We start from the raw sequence: 19623 nt of genomic DNA on the forward strand, positions 1-19623 counted from the left end.
TTTAAAATGATACAAATAGGTGATGTAGTAGTGTCTCTTGATGTATTTCAGGAGAAGTTCCTTTGCGATTTGGGCGCTTGTAAGGGGGCCTGTTGCATTGAAGGCGATGCCGGTGCTCCGGTAGAGCTGGACGAGGTGATGGAGTTGGAAGAAGTTTTGCCGATTATTTGGGATGAACTGGCTCCGGAAGCACGTGCGGTGATTGAAGAGCAAGGAGTAGTATATACGGATGAGGAAGGTGATCTGGTGACTTCTATTGTTAATAATAAAGACTGTGTGTTTACCTGCTACGATGAGAAAGGCTGTTGCTACTGTGCTATTGAGAAGGCTTATCGGGAGGGGAAAACAGATTTCTATAAACCGGTGTCCTGTCATCTTTATCCTATCCGGATCGGCGATTACGGACCCTATAAAGCGGTGAATTATAATCGTTGGGACGTATGTAAAGCAGCGGTTTTGCTGGGGAAAAAAGAGAATCTTCCCGTATATCAGTTTTTGAAAGAGCCTTTAATCCGTAAGTTCGGTGAAGAATGGTACAAAGAGCTGGTCACTGTTGCTGAAGAACTGAAAAAGCAACAATATATTTAAATTCTCTTCCGATTCTTGCGTATGCAATATAGCTGATAAAGCAAAATGCACAATGCGATTATGATTCCGCATGCCGGCATAACCCATGCTTCCGGATGGATAATAATCAAGAAGATACAAGTCGCGATCACGCAGGAAGTCAGTACAATAAGAAACAACCTGATCTTTGCAAATAACGGATTGGGCGCAGTAGTTTTCATTTTCATAGTTATGTTTTCTTTGCTTTTTATGCAAGATAGTGATTTTGTATGGAAAACGTTTCTGCTGTTAGGTTTTATTAAGAGATGGGCGGTTGAACGATTCGAACATGAAAGCCCCTTCAGATAAAAGAAAAACGCCGATCGAAGGATGTTCCTTCGCCATCGGCGTTTCCTCGTTGTAAGATGTGAGGTTGGTTTATAAAAACGTAATATTAAAATTATGCATCGATATTTGCATACGTTGCATTCTCTTCAATAAACTCGCGGCGTGGCCCTACATCTTCACCCATCAACATAGAGAAGATATAATCAGCTTCTGCGGCGTTGTCAATATTTACTTGTTTCAGCATACGGTTTTCAGGGTCCATAGTTGTTTCCCACAACTGCTGGGCGTTCATCTCACCCAAACCTTTGTAGCGTTGTGTATGAATTGCATTTTCTGAACCACCACCGTAAGTGTCAATAAACTTTTGGCGTTGTGCGTCTGTCCAGCAATACTCTTCTACTTTACCCTTTTTGCAGAGGTAGAGCGGGGGAGTAGCAATGTACAGATAACCGTTCTGGATAACCTGCGGCATATAACGGAAGAAGAACGTCATGATCAGTGTGTCGATGTGAGAACCATCGACGTCGGCATCGGTCATGATGATAATCTTGTGATAGCGCAGCTTCTGTATGTTTGCTTCCTTGCTGTCTTCATCAGTTCCGATAGTCACACCGAGAGCTGTGTAGATATTGCGGATTTCATCACTTTCCAAAGCCTTATGATACATGGCTTTTTCTACGTTCAGAATCTTACCGCGTAATGGGAGGATCGCCTGGAACATACGGTTACGTCCCTGTTTGGCAGTACCACCTGCCGAGTCTCCCTCGACGAGGAACAATTCACATTTTGAAGGATCCTTATCCGAACAGTCGGCCAATTTACCCGGCAGACCACCACCCGACATCGGCGACTTGCGTTGTACCATTTCACGGGCTTTTCTTGCAGCGTGACGTGCAGTAGCGGCAAGAATCACTTTGTCGACAATTGTTTTGGCTTCCTTCGGATGTTCTTCCAGATAATATGCTAATACTTCGCCCACTGCCTGGTCAACAGCACCCATCACTTCGTTGTTACCCAACTTTGTTTTAGTCTGTCCTTCAAACTGTGGTTCAGCTACTTTTACAGAAATAACGGCAGTCAAACCTTCACGGAAGTCATCCCCCGAAATTTCAACTTTCACCTTTTCCAGCATTTTGCTGTCTTCGGCGTATTTTTTCAACGTACGAGTCAGCGCACGGCGGAAACCTGCCAAGTGTGTACCACCTTCAATGGTGTTGATATTGTTGACGTATGAGTGAACGTTTTCGGAGAATCCGGTATTGTACATGATAGCCACTTCAATAGGAATTCCCTGTTTTTCGGAGTTCAGATAGATCACATCGTTAATCAAGTGCTCGCGTGAAGATTCGATAAAACGTACGAACTCTCTCAAACCTTCTTCTGAATAGAACTGCTCGCTCTTGAAACTTCCATCTTCGTTCACCACCCGACGGTCAGTCAGAGAGATGCGAAGACCGGCGTTCAGATAAGCCAATTCGCGCAGACGTGAAGCCAGAATCTTGTAGTCGTATACTGTTTCAGTAAAGATGGTATCGTCCGGCCAGAATTGCTGGCGGGTTCCCGTAATGTCGGCTGTACCGACTTCCTTTACAGAATAAAGCGGTTTGCCGATCTCGTATTCCTGCTGATAGATTTTACCATCACGGAATACTTGCGTAGTCATGTGGGTAGACAGCGCGTTTACGCAGGACATACCTACACCGTGCAAACCTCCGGATACTTTGTAAGAACCCTTGTCGAATTTACCTCCGGCGTGCAATACGGTCATGGCAACTTCCAGTGCCGACTTCTTTTCTTTCTCGTGATAGTCAACCGGAATACCGCGTCCGTTGTCCTGTACTGTGATTGAATTGTCTTCGTTGATTGTTACTTCGATATGGTCGCAATAGCCGGCCAATGCTTCGTCGATAGAGTTGTCAACGATTTCGTATACTAAGTGGTGAAGTCCCTTGACGCTGATGTCACCAATGTACATCGCAGGGCGTTTTCTTACTGCTTCAAGACCTTCCAATACTTGGATACTATCCGCAGAATAAGACCCGTTATTGGGAGTGATTTGTTCTTCGCTCATAATTGCCTTTCTAACTTTAATAACAGAGCAAATATAGTGAAAATTGTCGACTTGACGAAGAATAATCAGTGAAAAATAAAGAATGCGCGCGGTTTCTCTGTATTCTTGATAGGTTTGATATTCAGTGGGTTATAAACAAGAAAGGCCGAACTTAAAAGTTCAGCCTGGATGCTATATAGAATTGTTAAATTCTTGTTATTAAGCGAGCTTGTTGATGTAAAGAGCCAACTTAGATTTCAGATTGTTAGCTTTGTTTTTGTGAATGATGTTCACTTTAGCCAACTTATCCAACATCTTTGTAATGCCTGGGTACATTGCAACTGCTTCTGCTTTATCAGTAGTTGCACGAAGCTTTCTAACAGCATTTCTCATGGTCTTGCCATAATATCTGTTGTGAAGTCTTCTTGTCTCTTCTTGTCTGATTCTTTTCAGTGATGATTTATGATTTGCCATCTCGACTAATCTATTTTTTTAGTTCTTTATTCTTTTAACTTGTAGCCCGTGGGGGAATCGAACCCCCCTTTCAAGAATGAAAATCTTGCGTCCTAACCGATAGACGAACGGGCCATCCTGTTGTAGCATTTCTGCTTTTTGCTTTCTCGAATCTGTGTTTGTTTCTCGATTGCGGATGCAAAGGTAGGAACTTTTTTGAAACTGGCAAATGATTCATAGAAAAATTTTCAATGAATATGTGTTTTTTTTCACAGATGTCTTTCTTTTTGGCTGATATTCAGTGAAATATATGGTTGTGATTTTTATATAAAAAAATCTCTCCTGTGAAAAACAGTAGGAAGCATGTTTTCTTACCACCTTATTATATATAGCGAAATAAAAAAGCTGCTTATTGGTAACTTCTTTTGTAACTAAATGAATCTTTAGGCGACTAACGGAACAAATACCGGAGACGATGAATGATAACAAAGAATTTATAGGCATACTGCTACAAAATAAGCGTATTATTTATAAGGTTTGTGCTCATGTACGCGCAAGATAAGGAAGTGGAAGCGATATTTAACGGCGTATGTCTCCGATTATTTTGTGTTTTTTTGTAGCTTTGCTTCGGATTGGAAACGAGATAAATATCGGTTATGCTGCAAAAGACGAAAGGAATAGTTCTTCATACATTGAAATACAATGATACATCTATCATTGTGGATATGTATACAGAGTTGTCCGGCAGGGCTTCTTTTCTTGTAACAGTGCCCCGTTCGCGGAAAGCGGCTGTGAAATCCGTACTTTTCCAGCCCTTGTCTTTTATTGAGTTCGAGGCCGACTATCGCCCCAATGCAACTCTTTATCGTGTGAAAGAAGCGAAATCCTTTTATCCTTTTTCTTCCATTCCATACGATCCGTATAAGTCTTCGATGGCACTTTTTCTGTCGGAGTTTCTTTACAGGGCTATCCGGGAGGAGGCGGAGAATCGTCCGTTATTTGCTTATCTGCAACATTCCATCATTTGGCTGGATGAGTGTGGAGACGGCTTTGCCAATTTTCATCTGGTGTTCTTGATGCGTCTTTCCCGTTTTCTGGGACTTTATCCGAATCTGGAGGATTATCATACCGGCGATTACTTTGATTTATTGAATGCCTGCTTCACTTCTATTCGTCCCCAACTACATTCCTCTTATATCAATCCCGAAGAGGCTGCCCGTCTCCGTCAACTGATGCGCATGAACTATGAGACAATGCATCTCTTTGGCATGAGCCGTGCGGAGCGTACCCGTTGCCTGACGATTATGAATGATTATTACCGCTTGCATCTGCCCGACTTCCCGGCATTGAAATCATTGGAGGTGTTGAAAGAACTGTTTGATTAATTAGTAATTTCTTGCAGGTTTGTATGCTGTTCCTGAAAATATATGTTACTTTTGTCGGTAGAGAACAAAAGAGAATGAACAAGCGAGAAACAATATGAAAAGATTCCTGTACCTGACGGTCTGTTTTTTTATCCTAGGGAAGTTTTATGGTTGTAACGGAGACGTGTTTGTCGACGACTTCCGTTCTTCCGATTCCGAACTGACGCTGGACGGGAACGGGGATGTTGCCACTATTCAATTTGCAGCTGCCAATTGGGATTGGATGTATGTAGCCTTCGATTTTCCCATTCAATATAACATATATGATGCGGACAATCGCCTGATAACAACCGACCAAGGTCCATCGCTGAACGGGTTGGGAAAGATTGTGTGCACCGGAGAGATGATTGATTTCACCATCGAACGCGTTCATCCCAAAGAAGTGAAGATAACGGTGGGCGAGAATGCCCTTTCCGCTCCTTTTCAATTCCAGCTCAGGGCGAGCAACGAGTATGAGTGGCAGGAGATATACGTTGAGATTTCTCCGGCAGACAGATATGTGATGGATAGTATCATTTATTCTTTGGATGCATACTCTTACGATCCGGAAAACAAGATAGAGAAAAAAGAAGGTGTCTCCTTTCATAACTTAGCAGATGGTTCGTCTACATACACGCTTTTTCCTTTCGAGTCTTTTTACCATTTTATGAGATTTAAAAGCGATGTGCCCGAAGCTTTTCAATTACTGGGCGAAGCCGGTCTGACAGTGGAAATACCAAGCATGAAAGATGGATATTTAGGGATGAACGGTAAACGGGTGCCGTTCATTTCTGCGCAACAAATGTTGCCTTGCTCCAATACGGAGCAGAAGAAAGACATAATCCCTCCCCGGACTTCTCGATACTACACCCTATCGATGGTGTATGATTGGTTGGAAACGAGATATACCCTTTATGTTTCTCACCCCAAAACCAAGAAACAACGAATCGTAACCGGCACGTTGCATAGCGAAATGCCTGTAAAATACTATATAACACACAAGGATATCCCTTTCAACAACTAACCGATCAAGAACTAATATATCAATGATTAGAAATAGGAACGCCATACGGTTGCTGTGCCTCCTTTGCCTTCTGGTGCATCCGGCAATCAACGCAAATCTGGAAGCCCAGACAATCATCGGGCAACGGAACGACAGCGTCAGCCATCCCCTGATCCGCCATCAGCTTGGCTTCGACCTCCGTCCGGGATATATCGTTTCCACCCATAGTTTTCTGCAAGGAGACAATGCGCAGCAAAAGAAAATCGACCAATCGCTTTCCTTCCATTTCAAGTACGCTTTCAGATTCAGCAAGGAATCCAACCTCGGCAGGCTCTTTCCCCATACCTATCAGGGTATTGGCATTTCCTACCATACTTTCTTTAATCCCGCTGAATTGGGAAATCCCGTGTCGGTATACGTTTTTCAAGGGTCACGTATCGCGCAACTGTCCCCCCGTCTGTCGTTCGATTACGAATGGAACTTCGGGGCTTCTTTTGGCTGGAAGAAATATGATGAACTATCCAATCCGCAAAACGTGCTGATTGGCTCCAAGATCAATGCGTACATCAATCTCGGCTTTTTGCTGAACTGGCAAGTTCACAAGTACTGGAAACTGGCGGCAGGTGTAGATCTCACCCATTTTTCCAATGGAAACACGCATTATCCCAATGGCGGTCTTAATGTTATCGGAGGAAGAATCGGCATCGTACGTACTTTGGGCGAAACGGATGAGGCGGCCGGTTCCATCACTCCCGGACGGCTCTTTATAAAACCTCACGTCAGCTATGACCTAGTGGTCTACGGAGCCACCCGCAAAAGAGGACTGATCGGAGACGATGTGTCGAGTATGATTCCCGGTTCGTTCGGTGTGGCGGGCATCAATTTCGCCCCGATGTATAATTTCAACAACTATTTTCGGGCAGGGCTTTCTGCGGATGCGCAATATGATGAGAGTGCCAATCTTAAAGAGTATAGAGTGGGCGAGTATTACTCGGGCGATTTGAAGTTTCATCGTCCTCCTTTCCGCGAGCAGTTTTCCGTAGGTTTATCTCTTCGGGCAGAGCTGGTGATGCCTGTTTTCTCTATCAATGTCGGCGTCGGTCGGAACCTGATATACAGCGGTGATGATACAAAAGGGTTCTACCAAGTTCTGGCTCTCAAGACTTATGTCACCCGTCATTTGTTTCTACACGTGGGGTATCAGTTGAGCAAATTTAAAGACCCCAACAATCTGATGCTGGGGCTTGGATATAGATTCCATGATAAACGATGAAAGAGTATGATAAGGTATAGGGAGGGCTTAGCTGTTTATGCCTCTTCCACTTTCACCAGTTTCCAACCCTGAAATACCAATGCGATGCATTTCAATTCTGTCGTTCCCTTGTCATGCCTGATCCATTCGCTTGCCGCATACTGTTTCAGTTGCGTTTTTGCATCAGACAGTAGCTTTTTGATTTCAGCATCCGAAGCGTCCCGTTTGGCGTATTTCACTTCAATGCAGTAGCTGTATGCCATGTCGGGAAGCTGCATCAGGCGGGGGTGGAGGAAGATGTCGGCATATCCTTTGTTGCTTTCGTATTCGGGGCGTGCGATATAGTAACTATTTAGTCCCAGATAAGCGAGAATGAAAGCTTTCACGTGTGCTTCCCCCTCTATAAATTCACGGATGCTGCTTTGGTTGTTCAGGCGTTCGACGATATATTCGAAGTAAGGATTCCAATCACCTTCGTATGCCATTTCATACATCAGTATGTTTAGCTTTTCCACTTCCAAATTGAGACCGGAGCTATCTTTGTAGATGTCTATCATGTATCCATAGAGTTGCTCGCGCACCGTTTGGTTGGGGATGGAGAGTATATTCATCGGGCCTCTAGTGCCGTTGATGGTAAGCATACCATAATAATAGAGGAGACTCTTGAAGTATTCGGTTTTTATAATATTCTCGGCCGGGAAACTGTCGGCAATGATTCCGCTAGTGGCGCCCTTCTCTACTATTTCCTGTACGACACTTGCATTTTCTCCAAAAGTCTTGTCTACGCGGATAAGGTGGCGCAGTTTGTTATAGTCGGTACGGATGTTGGCATCGAGCATTGTGTTGGGTATGCGCATGTTTAGCAGATAGCGGTTCATGAAGTAGAGCACCATGTCCGAATTGTACATGGACGGTTCGTCCAGTGCTTCGGTGGAAAAGCAATAATTATCATACCACGGTTTCATGATTTCTATCAGTTCGTCTGTAGAGTGCGGTAGGTCCCGGCGTTCTTTGTAATAATCTATCAAATCGCGCACTTCGTATTCGTTGAAACCTATCATATTATTAAATATGGAGTTGCTGCTATAATTATCCGCAATGTTGAATCCGCTTGTCAGGTCGTCCATTGTCACAGGACTGACTCCCGTGAGGAAGATTCGCTCGATGACAGAGTTTGAATAATCCTTCACTACCTTGAGGAATCCGCGGAAGAATCCGTTGCCGTGGGTGATGCTGTGATAACGTTCATTGCCGTAATCTACCAGAATGTTATTGGCGAAGTTGTCATATTCGTCAAGGATAAGATATATTTTCAATCCTTTGCTTTTGGCGGACAAGCATAAGAATCCCAATATCTCGGCTGCGGTATCATATTTTTCCAGTTCTTCTGCGATATTTTTCCCTAATAGGTCACTATAATCTTTGGCAAAAGCACTCATCACCAGTTTACAATAGGTATTGAAAGTCTGTTTCAAAGTCTCCATATCGCTGGCTACACTGCTGAAGTTGAGCGTCAACACCAGATATTTGTTACGGTTGGGCGTGGGATGTTTGCCTATATATAATTCTCCGAAGCTTTCCTCGAACTTGTCTTTCTTGTTGATGTCGTAGTAAAGACCCAGCATGTTCAGGAAAAGACTCTTCCCGAAACGACGGGGACGGACAAAGAAAAAGAAACGGCTTATATTTTCTACTTTCTCTATATATTGGGTTTTATCTACATAATAATAACCATCACGGATGATAGACTCGAAGTCCGTCATCCCGTATGGTATTTTCTTGATTGCTGCCTCCATAATTGCCCTTTTTAATTATAGAGAACAAAGTTAGCTTATTTTCTTCTATCCGACAATCAAATAGAGACTTATTCCAGCGTTGGTTGTAAATTTGCCGAAGGGGAAAACTATTTCCCCTTCTTAGTTTCTATTGACTGTTCATCTCTTTCATCGCAGGATTGAGTATATATGTCTTGCAAATATAAAAAGTGATAAAAGAGGTGGACAACTAATGTGTAAATAACGTTGTTTTGAGTTTATCGGTTTCTTATATTAGCGATTATACCAAGATTTATGTCTCTATAAAAATAACCACCGGGCTCAAATACTATGCTTCCGTTATCATTAACCATGTAATAGCCATTAAAACTCTCATTCATACCAAAGTTACAATGGAGGTAAACGGAGTTTTCTTCATTAATGGCATATCCATCAACTAAAAAAGCGACTTTGTCTAGGTCACCTACGAAAACAGGATAAAGAGAAAGTAGGGATTTTTTTACAACTTCTAAATTCCAGCTTTGATCATTATCGCAAGTCAGTCCGCATTGAGAAGTATTTATTTGTCTTGAAATATTTCTTATTGGGGTTTTCACTGCAATAACAGAATTTACAATCTCGGTGGAAGGTCCAGTAGCAGTCCATTTATCATAATTATAACATTCTCCCCATACAGGATATGCACCAATTGTATTGTAGACATATTTTAGTAAAGTTGCGATCATTTTTTCATTGGATTGTGTCGCTTCTTTTTCCATGGTTAATATTTCCCAATTTATATTTATTCCGTCAATGTTTAAATAAGGTCTTAAATATGCCATAGCTTGGGCAATAGCAATAGAAGCTTGTCCTGTAGGATAGTTGCCATATAGAGCTCCTCCAGGTCTGTTAGGAGATATGCGTTCATAACGTTCTACGAAAGCTTGAGGCAATAGTTGGTTATATGGAGTAAATTGATGCCAGTTTGTTCTGCAAAATGGTACAATCATTACGCTTACTTCCCCAGGTATAGACTCTACTGGACGAGAACGTGTTGATGATGTATCTTTGTAGTTTTGAATTTTTTCCATTAAAATATTTTTGGCCATTTGCATCATTATGTTGGGCCCTAAAGAGACTTGATAAACCGAATCATTGAATGAAGGTATATATGCGAGTACTTTTTGGAATCTTTTATCTCCGGAAACAATAATTCTCCCATTCTTCGGACCGTTATTTATTTCTATTTCATAAATTAAGGGGAGTTTTTCACTTGATAAAGCTCTTGTTTTTTCAGAAGCGTGTAGCCTATATGTACTTTTTATACCAAATGCAGTATTATTATCTCTAGTTCGTGGTTCGGATGTTACAGATTCGTGAAACGTTTTGGCAATTGTAAGTGCCTCACTTTCTGACAAATCATAAAGACTACTATTAGTTTCTATATTAATCTCTTTGTCTAGTTCCTCTGTACATGCTGAAATTGATACAGCAAAAATGATACATATAAATATGTTTTTTCTCATAATGTTTTTGTTTACTTAATTATTCAATTGCTGATAGAAAACATTGGATTTTTGCACCTCTTACAGATGCATTCGGATATTTTGATTTATACTTTTCAGTAAAGTCTAATACAATGATAATTGTATGGTCGTTTACTACGGCGAATCCGTGTTTAGATATGTTGTTAAAGTTTAAGGTAAGGCTGTCTTTATCCCATTCGTAGGTTCCGACCTTTTTATTATTGTCATAGTCGGATGAAGAATAATCAATTTCCACAGCTTTAGTATCTTTATCAAAAGAGTATAGTATTCCCGTTCGGTTCTTGGCAATTTCTTTTAATTCGCTCTCTATTATTTCTCGAATGTGCAGGTCACCACCATTTATCCAAGTGCTGGAGGAATCTCCTTTTTCTATGAACTTTCCGGAAAGGTAGTCGGAAATAACTTCAATCTCTGCAAAATTATCAGGATTTCTTAAGTCACGCAGATATATGGAAGTGTTTCCTACACTGTTTCCTGTGATTAGGATTGCCTTATTGTCATTTTGCGGTTCAACTGTTGCTATTCGAGGATTCTCAGACTGTAATCCAAGCCCTATTTGGAATTTTTCTAAATCAGACAATATATATACAATTCTTTTTTCTCCTGCTAAAATATGTATGGAGTTGCTACTTAATTCAATGGATTCACAATTTAGTTTGTCTTCGTTTGAGCAGCTAATTGTAAATATACAGAATATCAGAAATAACAGTTTCACTTGTCTATCTACTTTTGTATCAATCAAAATGTAAGCCCTCCTAATTGAATTATTCCATTATCCTTCCAAATATAATTAACTTTTACTTCTGTGATACCGGCATCAGGATACCGTTGCTGATATTCTACTGTTTTATCACTCTGTAGGATATATCCGTATGACATTCCTGTGGCAAATTTAAAACCGAATTTCTCTGTTTTATTATCATACATTAGGGTTAAAGAGGTAATGTTCCATTCGTATGTACCTTCTTTGAATATTCCCGAATCAGTTTTCATTGTGAACTTTTTGGTTTCTTGATTGAATGTATAAGTGGCACCGATGAATGGCTTTTCTTTTTCTCGTAACTCAATTTCTATCTCTGGAGGGATTCTTAGATCTATTGCTTTTATTATTATTCCCGGAGAACCAGGATGACCTTCGAACGGAATTCCCCAATTGATAATTTCCGAGCTGTTGAAGTATATTACATATACGTAGATCTCACATACTATCTTATTATTGTCAGTATCAATAAGTCGTATCATGGTGCTCCCACTTTTGTATGTAGCGATGCATACGCCCATTTCGTCAAGAGTTGCAGTTGCAATTTCTTGATCTTCTGATTCTAACTTATAGTTGTGCTCTGTTAAGTCTGTTTCTATGATGACATGCCTTGTGTCTCCTTCCCATATAGAAACTGATTCCTTTTCAACTTCGTATGGTTGTTCTTCAGAGCAACCATACGAAGATGCCAGTAATAATACGAATAGTAAAAATCTATCAATTCTCATACTTTTAAATGTTTGTTGCAAATATATGCTAATATGGGTGATAATCCCTTTGTTTTACTGGCTAATAAAGTCTTTATTGCTTATTCCACGTGGACTTCTACGATCGTAAAGACATTGTTTGAACGGATATAAAGGTCAAATGTTCCATAAGGTCCGTTGACAATGTCAGGTGCTTTAGTTAGGGTTATTCTTAATTTGTTATTGGCATATGTTACATTTAATCCTTTTATACCTGCGCTATGTTCTTTCAAGAAAAACTCAATATCTTGGGGTAATGCTAATTCAACCGTTTCACCTATGCGGTAAAGGCTTCCAATATTATACCTATATGCAGGCAGTCCATTATTGTTAGGGAAAACAGATATATATTTTACAATTGCACCGATATTCATGTCACTATTTACTATTTTAGATACAACATAGGCTTGATAATAACTTGTTTCTACTTGAATAGCGTAATTGCCTGACGGAAAATCTATCAGTGTATTTTTATTAAAAATCTGATAAATATGCCCGGGTGTAACCGCCACTTCGTGTGTGAGGTTGGTTAACGAGGGCAGAATATTTGCTCCAACTCCTGCGCCATTTCCTACGTCAGAAATGAAATTTTTAGATGTGATAAAATTATTGGCTTCATTGATGTAAACATTTGATTCACCTAAATAGGTTTTTCCATTATGCTCATTAAGCATATTGAGTGTGATGGTGTCTGCCGGATCATCTGGTGTGTCATCATCACTACAATTAACGAAACACATAGTACAAAGGGATAATAAGAAAATCCCAACTATTTTCTTTGTATTCATTTTTTTAATTTCTTAATTTATCAGGAACTTAGTTTGACTTGTTGCTTAGAAATATTTTATCGATATAATAGTCAATACTCTTTGAAGTATTGCGGAATAATAGTTGAAGCTTGTATTTCCCTTTAGGATATTCTTCTTGAGAAGGTAAAAAGAACCTTATTTTGGCGCTTTCATGAGAAGGTATTAAATATCCAAGATCATTTTTTACATAATTATCCGGATAAACTAAAGGAATCCATGAATTATTACTTTCTCTATAGTGCAAGAAAGTATTGCTAATATAGATAATTGTATCGTTTGTATTATTAGTAATTTCTGTTTTCAAGAATCCGTCTTTTGAGCAGGGGGCTTTTAATAAAAAGCGCACTTTTATATTCTCATTTTCTCTTGTAATAAATTCTTTCCCTTGCATTTGTTTTTCTTCTACAATCGTTTCTCCTGGCTCGATGGAATTAATGAAATGTGATATATCCATTTTATATGAATTAAGAGAGTCGATACTATTCTCATAATCAAAGTTCACAGTATTTCTTGAATTACTTGTTTTATTATGACAACTGATTAACATGAATAAAACGATTCCATTGGTTATCAAAATAGATATTAATTTGAGCATAAATTAAATATGAAATGAATTAGATAAGTTACTTATCCAACCTATTTGTGAATATTATTTAAAATAGGCATTTAATTTTGATGCTATATTATCAACCTTAACAAATATAGATGTAAAAGTTATACTTCCTTTAGATCTATACTCTGATAGATTGTTAGCTTTCATTGTCATGAATGAAATACTAATTAATAATAGTGCAATACTTAGTTTTCTCATATCTTTAATTGTTTTTGCAAATTTACGGAGAAATGAGGGGGGAAGCAAGTAAAGTATGTTTTTGAACGTGGACAAACAGACTTTGATAATCAGTTGTTTATGGCTTTTTACGTGGACATTATCTTATGCTACAGATTGTTTCTACTGAAAACATGATTATTAGTGTATATTTTCGATTAAGTATTCATATAATGTAGCATTATTATCTGGTAATGTGATATCTAGTTTTCTTCTAAGTCTAAGACGTCTTTTTCTTACTGAATCAACTGTTATATTTAATAATTTTGCTTCAGTGTTAGTGTCGAACCCATACATGTAAAGACAGCAATATTGAAAGTCTTGTTCTGATAAATCCGGACATAGACTATATATGTATTTATAAAGACTTGGATAGATCTGTGTTATTTCATCTGTGATAAGTTTCCATTGTTTTTCTGTTATTAATGGCTTATCATTTCTTGGTTTATTTTTATTTGCCAGGTATGTTAGCTCCTTGAATAGTGGTGAGTTCTCTAGAGATTTATTTTGTAATTCCTTGTAATTGGCACTTAGAAGATTTATTTCTTCCTGCATTTTATTATAGTTCTCATTTTTCTCTTTGAGTGTGTCTGACAATCTTTTTTTCTTTTCCAATTCTAATGACACATAGAGCAAATTTTCTTTTATCTGGTTTAATTCATCCCGTTGTCTTTGAATTTTTTCTTTTGCTTTTTTGCGATATAATAGGTATCCTACCATTATAAACAGTAACGTTATAATGCAGATAATTGAAATTATAATGTAGCTTTGTTGCTTAATTTTTAATCTATCGACTTCTTTGCTGATTTTTAGGTGATTATATTTGGATTCTATATCTAGTATTTTGGATTGGCTATCTGCATATACAATAGAATCTACCATATTAACATATTCTTCCAGATTGACAAGAGCTTCTTTATAGTTTTCTTCTGCATTATAAATTTGATAATATAGATATTTAATGCTACATGTATATTGGGGGTTATCCTGTGGGATCTTGGATAATAATTCTTTAGCTTTATTAATGGAACCTGATGTCGTATATAAGTCAATCAATGCTACATAGTCGGGCATTTTCTCTCTTCCCGTCAATAATGCTTTGAGGAGATATTTTTCGGCTTTATCATATTTATTTTGCATTGCATAGATGTTTCCTAAAGCATTGTTGATTGATGCAGTAACTTCGATATTTTTAGTTTTATTTGCTACAGAATCAGCTATAATTAGAATATGTAGAGCATGTGATAATGAATCCATTTCTGCATATTCACGTCCAATATCTCTTAATGCACAAGCATAACTATCTGTATTCTTTTCTTTTTTGAAGTATTCGGCAGCAATCTCATATCTTTTGATAGCCTCTGTTCGCATGATTTTTTCTCGATATAGATCGCCTATATAGTCATAGGTATATCCAATGAGGTTATTGAGCTTGTTTTTTTCTGCAATGTCCAGTGCATTAGTATAAATAGACATTGCTTTATCATAATCTCCATCAGCAAAATAGGAACGACCTAAATAAATCAAAATTTGCACTTGTTCGTCAGGGCTACCATGTGAGGAATACCATTCATAGGCTCTTTCTAATTGGTAAGTTGGTAGGATGCTATTAAAAATTTCGTCTGTAATCTTTCCTGATAACATACACCAGCGTGCAAAAGTTTTGTCGTCTAGTTTTTCAGGAGATGATATGCTGTTTAGTAGGTTGGATGCGCTGTCAGGATTTATGGCAATGGCTTTTTCTACTTCATTTAGCAGTCTGTCAGATACGGATTGTTGTTTGTTGCATCCTGATAGCACTAATATAGATGTTATAATTATAGCAATACTCTTTCTCATTTGTCTGTCGTGGTTTAGTTTCGTTGTAAAAGTAATCTTTATTTTCTATATTATGCTCTTTTATAGGGAGATTATTTTAGTTCGGGGAAATAATAATTAGTACTGTCTATATCATACATTAAATTAATTTCAAATCTGCTTTTACTTTATTAAGTTCATGTGATCTAATTTGATTATTTCCCAGCTATTAATAGACTCTTTCTTATTTATAGTGAGAAAAGTTCCTTTCTATTAATACCTAAATTACTTTACTATAATTCTAAACTTGTTTTTCATTAATCGCAATCTATAATTGCAAGTTGCAATTATATAAATGAAGCTTTTGATTTTATAAATGAAAGCTTTGTTTATAAAAACAAAAGCTTCATTTAGAGATTGCCTTTAATGTTAGTAATCTTTTCTATTAGTGAAAAGGAAGTTTGGCATCAATAGAGAATAAGTTTATATCTAATAGATTGGAATCAGTCTATTAATCAAAATTCGGCAGAAAGATATAGTGAATCGGGTGAAACCTATGTGAAAGCCAGCCCTTCACCCGAAATCCCTTTATTCATCGATGTTTCAGAGTGGTGAAGGAGGTGAATGTCATGTTTAAAGAAAAGTTGCAGATGTGTGTAAGATAAAACATCTTGCACGCATCTGCAACGGTATCTTGCATAGGTTTATACTGCTATTAATCAAATAGATAAACTCTGGTTAGTGTAAGATGCAAGATAAAATCGAACACTAAAAGGTTCTGTGGAAGTTCCGGAAGTTATCCCAAAAGCTCTTTTACTTTTGCGGAAATGGCACGTCCTTCTGCAAGCCCTGCCAGCTTCTTGGAGGCAACTCCCATGACCTTACCCATGTCTTTACCGCTCGTAGCACCTGTCTCTGCGATAATTTCCTTCAAAGCAGCTTCCAGTTCTTCGGCACTCATCTGTTTCGGCAGGTATTTTTCCATAACGGCTACCTGACCCAATTCTACGTCAGCCAAGTCCTGACGACCCTGTCCGATATAGATTTCAGCAGAATCTTTTCCTTGTTTTACAAGTTTCTGGATAATCTTCAGAGCTGCGTCATCTGTCAATATATCGTTAGCTCCCGGAGCTGTCTTAGCTTCGAGGAAGAACTTCTTTATATTTCTCAAAGTTTCGAGGGCTACTTTATCTTTCGCCTTCATTGCGTTTTTAATGTCTTCGCTGACTTGTTCGAATAAATCCATACTATTATAATTAAAAATTAAAGATTGAAAATTAGATCTGAAGCTTGATGCTGTGGGACTATAATTTTCGTTCTTAAGCTCTTTCTTTAGAATGTAATTACGCCGTTATCATCCGTAGCTTCTTCTGTTGCCACTTCTTCTTCCAATGCAGCTTTTGTCCGGATTTTAGTAAGAGTCGTCTTATCACGCATGTACGTGGGAGAATCTTCTACCATGGCGATGATATCGTCGTTGTCCAAATCTTCCGTGTTGAAAAGATAGATGTGACGGCGTTTGCGGAGGCTCTTGCTTCCGATATTGCTGGCACTTTCTCCGTATGCCTTGCGGATACGTTCTTTGTTCTTCTCTTTCTCTTCTTCCAGTTGCAGTTGGCGTTCTTCCTCTTCCTGGCTGCGTGCAGCATGCAGGCTGTCCATTCCGGGGACGTCTTCTACACCGAATCCGGTTGCCAATACGGTGATCTTTACTTTGGTATCCAGTGAGTTGTCGATGGCAACACCCCAGATCACTTCCACTCCTTCGCGGAACTTGCTCATGAACTCGTGTATCTCGTTCATCTCCTCCATCATTAGCTCGGATGACGGGCAGAAAGAAACGTTCAACATAACCTTTTTGGCATTGAAAATATCGTTGTTGTTGAGCAACGGAGAATGCAGGGCATCGTCGATTGCTTTCGTCACACGATTTTCTCCTTCGCCGAATCCGGTACTCATGATCGCTACTCCGCCATCTTTCAGGATGGTTTTCACATCGGCAAAGTCGAGGTTGACCGTACCACGCATGGTGATAATCTCGGCAATACTCTTGGCAGCGATGGAAAGAGTGTCATCGGCTTTGCCGAAGGCATTCATAAAGGTAAGGTCGGCGTATATTTCGCGCAGGCGTTCGTTGTTGATAACCAATAGGGCATCAACATGCTGGGCGATACGTTCGACGCCGTCCAGTGCCTGGATGATTTTCTTTTCTCCTTCGAAGATAAAGGGGATGGTGACGATACCGACAGTCAGAATATCCATTTCCTTCGCAATGCGGGCGATGACCGGGGCAGCTCCTGTTCCGGTTCCTCCTCCCATTCCGGCGGTGATGAATACCATCTTGGTGCCGTCGTTCAGTTGTGCCTTGATATCTTCTATACTTTCTTCAGCGGCGTCGCGTGCCCGTTCGGGACGGTTGCCGGCTCCAAGCCCTTGCGTGATGCTACGGCCCAGTTGCAGTTTCACCGGGACAGGTGATTCGGCCAATGCCTGGTTGTCCGTGTTGCAAAGAACGAACGTTACATCATGGATGCCTTCCCGGTACATGTGGTTTACAGCATTACCACCACCACCACCTACACCAATCACTTTGATGATCTTCGGTGAATCTGTCGGGAAATCGAATTGTACTATCTCGTCCATAATAATATGATTTCTGATTTATGATTTCTGGTTTCTGAACTCTGATTTTTGAATCTTGATTTATAAGTTATGATTTATGATTTATGATATAGCGCGCAGCCAACTCATAAATCATAATTCATAAATCATAAATCACTTCATATCGTCGTCGGAGAAGATTTCTTTCGTCAACGAGTCGATCTTGCGCTGAATCCAGCTCGGACCGGCTTCTCTTTTCCGTCTTTCCTTCTCTTCCTTTTCCTTTTGCTTGCGAAGTTTTTCCGCTTCTTTAGCAGCTAACTTGGCTTCACGCTCTTCTTCCTCTTTCTTGAGGCGGGCGAGGCGGGCCTGTTCCTTCAGCTCCTGGTCGTCTTCAAATATGTCTGCGGTCCTATGCACTTCCGGCTCCGGTTTGGAGACTGGCGGTACAGGAGCAGCAGCTTGCGGGGCGGTTTCAGTCAGGCAACAGTTTTGGTTCCCTTCAAACAGGAGACCGAACAATGTGTTCTGTGAACCGTCTTTTTTTAGTATATTGTTGGGGGCATGGACCGTATTGCGTGGAAGTTTCGCCATCCGTATCTTTTCTATCTTGCTGCGTTTGCGCAAGGTTTCGTCCAAGTTCTTCAGGTTGGCGCCTCCTCCTGTTAGGATAAGTCCTGCCAGCAGTTTGTCTTCGTAGCCGGATAGCTGAATCTGGTTCCATACGTTGGCAACGATTTCTTCGGCACGGGCTTCGATGATATTATTAAGGTCTGCCACTTTGATGATACGGTTGTCATCCTCCAGTTTGCAGGTAGCTTCTTCCTCTTGTTCGGGGTCTTCTTCGTAGAGCGCGTCACCATAGGCTTTTTTCAGGCGTTCGGCTTCTTCCTCCTCCATTTGCAGGGTGGTGATGTCACGCGTGATGCTGTTGCCTCCCAAAGGTAATACGGTGAGGAAGCGGAGAATGTTATTCTTATATACAGAGATGGTAGTCGTATCTGCTCCGAAGTCGATCAGTGCACAACCCGAACGGCGTTCGCTTTCTGTCAGTACGGCATTGGCTGTTACTAGCGGGGCGATCAGTTGGTCGGCAATGTCGATTTTTGCCTGTTGGAAGCAATGCTCCAGATTCTTGCGTACGGAAGCACGGGCAACGATGTTGAGGAAACGTCCTTCGATGTGGCTTCCTACCAGACCTACCGGGTTGGCTTGCAGATTATTGCCCACCTTGTATTCTTGCGGAGCTACGTCCAGTATATCCATATCAACCACCGGGATGGCAATGTTCTCATCACCGATAGCGCTTACAAGTTCTTCGGATATGATGGCTTCTTCTTCCAGGTCGCGGCTTACTACATTGCGGACTGTGCGGAGTGATTGTCCGCCGATGCCTACATATACCTTGGCAATTGAGTTTTTCAACTCACCTTCCAGTCTGTTGATGATCGAGGTCAGGCTTTGCGCTGTTTTGTCCAGATTGAAAATAACTCCTTTACGAATAAACGTAGAAGAGTCTTCCTGGGCATACGCTAATACCTGCATACTTCCGTCACTGTTCTTTCTTCCGGCCACACCGGTTATCTTCGATGAACCAAGTTCAATAGCGGCGATAAATTCTGTTGTTGCCATATATATTTATTTACGATTTTACGATTTACAATTTACGATTGAAAAAAGATTGTTCACTCCTCATCTGTCAACTATCAATTATCAACTATCATT

At 40.0% G+C, this 19623-nt stretch carries 16 protein-coding genes and 1 tRNA gene; 4 read left to right on the forward strand and 13 right to left on the reverse strand.

Annotated elements, in window-relative coordinates; genetic code table 11:
- Positions 1-6 precede the first annotated feature (6 nt).
- Entirely contained in the window at positions 7-588 is a 582-nt protein-coding gene (locus HMPREF9009_RS05270; protein ID WP_049701636.1) for a DUF3109 family protein, read from the forward strand.
- A 418-nt stretch (positions 589-1006) separates the two neighbouring features.
- Here HMPREF9009_RS05270 and gyrB read toward each other — a convergent pair whose 3' ends face one another.
- The 3 genes from gyrB to HMPREF9009_RS05290 form a co-directional block, all read right to left on the reverse strand.
- Positions 1007-2965, reverse strand: a complete 1959-nt coding sequence (gyrB, locus tag HMPREF9009_RS05280; RefSeq protein WP_049701638.1) for a DNA topoisomerase (ATP-hydrolyzing) subunit B — start codon at positions 2963-2965, stop codon at positions 1007-1009.
- A gap of 198 nt (positions 2966-3163) precedes the next feature.
- Positions 3164-3418: a 30S ribosomal protein S20 gene (gene rpsT / locus HMPREF9009_RS05285; RefSeq protein WP_004309474.1), complete on the reverse strand. Its 255-nt coding sequence runs from the start codon at positions 3416-3418 to the stop codon at positions 3164-3166.
- 42 nt (positions 3419-3460) lie between these two features.
- A tRNA-Glu gene (locus HMPREF9009_RS05290) sits at positions 3461-3532 on the reverse strand.
- Between the two features lie 521 nt (positions 3533-4053).
- Here HMPREF9009_RS05290 and recO point away from each other — a divergent pair.
- The 3 genes from recO (at position 4054) to HMPREF9009_RS05305 (ending at position 7076) form a co-directional block, all read left to right on the forward strand.
- The gene (recO, locus tag HMPREF9009_RS05295) at positions 4054-4782 is read left to right on the forward strand and encodes a DNA repair protein RecO (RefSeq protein WP_004309477.1); all 729 of its coding nucleotides are present in this window, start codon (positions 4054-4056) and stop codon (positions 4780-4782) included.
- Positions 4783-4876: 94 nt separating this feature from the next.
- Positions 4877-5824 carry a hypothetical protein gene (locus tag HMPREF9009_RS05300; protein ID WP_049701639.1) on the forward strand — a complete coding sequence of 316 codons (948 nt, stop codon included), beginning with the start codon at positions 4877-4879 and terminating at the stop codon, positions 5822-5824.
- Between the two features lie 22 nt (positions 5825-5846).
- A complete protein-coding gene (locus HMPREF9009_RS05305; RefSeq protein WP_049701640.1) occupies positions 5847-7076 on the forward strand; it encodes an acyloxyacyl hydrolase in 1230 nt (409 codons plus the stop codon).
- 35 nt (positions 7077-7111) lie between these two features.
- Here HMPREF9009_RS05305 and HMPREF9009_RS05310 read toward each other — a convergent pair whose 3' ends face one another.
- The 10 genes from HMPREF9009_RS05310 to ftsA all read right to left on the reverse strand — a co-directional run bounded on the left by HMPREF9009_RS05310 (position 7112) and on the right by ftsA (position 19530).
- Entirely contained in the window at positions 7112-8851 is a 1740-nt protein-coding gene (locus HMPREF9009_RS05310) for an ATP-binding protein (RefSeq protein WP_049701641.1), read from the reverse strand.
- Positions 8852-9087: 236 nt separating this feature from the next.
- The gene (locus HMPREF9009_RS05315) at positions 9088-10335 is read right to left on the reverse strand and encodes a C10 family peptidase (protein WP_049701642.1); all 1248 of its coding nucleotides are present in this window, start codon (positions 10333-10335) and stop codon (positions 9088-9090) included.
- A gap of 19 nt (positions 10336-10354) precedes the next feature.
- Entirely contained in the window at positions 10355-11071 is a 717-nt protein-coding gene (locus HMPREF9009_RS05320) for a hypothetical protein (protein WP_049702258.1), read from the reverse strand.
- A gap of 23 nt (positions 11072-11094) precedes the next feature.
- Positions 11095-11844, reverse strand: a complete 750-nt coding sequence (locus HMPREF9009_RS05325; protein ID WP_049701643.1) for a hypothetical protein — start codon at positions 11842-11844, stop codon at positions 11095-11097.
- A gap of 80 nt (positions 11845-11924) precedes the next feature.
- Positions 11925-12650 (reverse strand): DUF5036 family protein, encoded by a 726-nt coding sequence (locus HMPREF9009_RS05330; protein WP_008024106.1) that lies wholly within the window; start codon positions 12648-12650, stop codon positions 11925-11927.
- A 28-nt stretch (positions 12651-12678) separates the two neighbouring features.
- Entirely contained in the window at positions 12679-13266 is a 588-nt protein-coding gene (locus HMPREF9009_RS05335) for a hypothetical protein (protein WP_008024107.1), read from the reverse strand.
- Positions 13267-13641: 375 nt separating this feature from the next.
- Entirely contained in the window at positions 13642-15339 is a 1698-nt protein-coding gene (locus tag HMPREF9009_RS05340) for a tetratricopeptide repeat protein (protein WP_008024110.1), read from the reverse strand.
- A 754-nt stretch (positions 15340-16093) separates the two neighbouring features.
- A complete protein-coding gene (locus HMPREF9009_RS05345) occupies positions 16094-16543 on the reverse strand; it encodes a GatB/YqeY domain-containing protein (RefSeq protein WP_004315398.1) in 450 nt (149 codons plus the stop codon).
- Between the two features lie 86 nt (positions 16544-16629).
- Positions 16630-17940, reverse strand: coding sequence for a cell division protein FtsZ (ftsZ, locus tag HMPREF9009_RS05350; protein ID WP_004309506.1), 1311 nt, complete (start codon positions 17938-17940; stop codon positions 16630-16632).
- 132 nt (positions 17941-18072) lie between these two features.
- Entirely contained in the window at positions 18073-19530 is a 1458-nt protein-coding gene (ftsA, locus tag HMPREF9009_RS05355) for a cell division protein FtsA (RefSeq protein ID WP_049701644.1), read from the reverse strand.
- Positions 19531-19623 lie beyond the last annotated feature (93 nt).

Origin of the sequence: Bacteroides sp. 3_1_13 (genome assembly GCF_001185845.1) — a bacterium.
Lineage (GTDB): Bacteria > Bacteroidota > Bacteroidia > Bacteroidales > Bacteroidaceae > Bacteroides > Bacteroides xylanisolvens.

Excerpts from the sequence above, each read along its gene's own strand:
- HMPREF9009_RS05325 (WP_049701643.1), bottom strand. The coding sequence starts at position 11,844 with ATGAGAATTGATAGATTTTTACTATTCGTATTATTACTGGCATCTTCG.
- HMPREF9009_RS05330 (WP_008024106.1), bottom strand. The coding sequence starts at position 12,650 with ATGAATACAAAGAAAATAGTTGGGATTTTCTTATTATCCCTTTGTACT.
- HMPREF9009_RS05310 (WP_049701641.1), bottom strand. The coding sequence starts at position 8,851 with ATGGAGGCAGCAATCAAGAAAATACCATACGGGATGACGGACTTCGAG.
- ftsA (WP_049701644.1), bottom strand. The coding sequence starts at position 19,530 with ATGGCAACAACAGAATTTATCGCCGCTATTGAACTTGGTTCATCGAAG.
- recO (WP_004309477.1), top strand. The coding sequence starts at position 4,054 with ATGCTGCAAAAGACGAAAGGAATAGTTCTTCATACATTGAAATACAAT.
- HMPREF9009_RS05335 (WP_008024107.1), bottom strand. The coding sequence starts at position 13,266 with ATGCTCAAATTAATATCTATTTTGATAACCAATGGAATCGTTTTATTC.
- HMPREF9009_RS05270 (WP_049701636.1), top strand. The coding sequence starts at position 7 with ATGATACAAATAGGTGATGTAGTAGTGTCTCTTGATGTATTTCAGGAG.
- HMPREF9009_RS05305 (WP_049701640.1), top strand. The coding sequence starts at position 5,847 with ATGATTAGAAATAGGAACGCCATACGGTTGCTGTGCCTCCTTTGCCTT.
- rpsT (WP_004309474.1), bottom strand. The coding sequence starts at position 3,418 with ATGGCAAATCATAAATCATCACTGAAAAGAATCAGACAAGAAGAGACA.
- HMPREF9009_RS05340 (WP_008024110.1), bottom strand. The coding sequence starts at position 15,339 with ATGAGAAAGAGTATTGCTATAATTATAACATCTATATTAGTGCTATCA.
- ftsZ (WP_004309506.1), bottom strand. The coding sequence starts at position 17,940 with ATGGACGAGATAGTACAATTCGATTTCCCGACAGATTCACCGAAGATC.
- HMPREF9009_RS05300 (WP_049701639.1), top strand. The coding sequence starts at position 4,877 with ATGAAAAGATTCCTGTACCTGACGGTCTGTTTTTTTATCCTAGGGAAG.
- HMPREF9009_RS05345 (WP_004315398.1), bottom strand. The coding sequence starts at position 16,543 with ATGGATTTATTCGAACAAGTCAGCGAAGACATTAAAAACGCAATGAAG.
- gyrB (WP_049701638.1), bottom strand. The coding sequence starts at position 2,965 with ATGAGCGAAGAACAAATCACTCCCAATAACGGGTCTTATTCTGCGGAT.
- HMPREF9009_RS05315 (WP_049701642.1), bottom strand. The coding sequence starts at position 10,335 with ATGAGAAAAAACATATTTATATGTATCATTTTTGCTGTATCAATTTCA.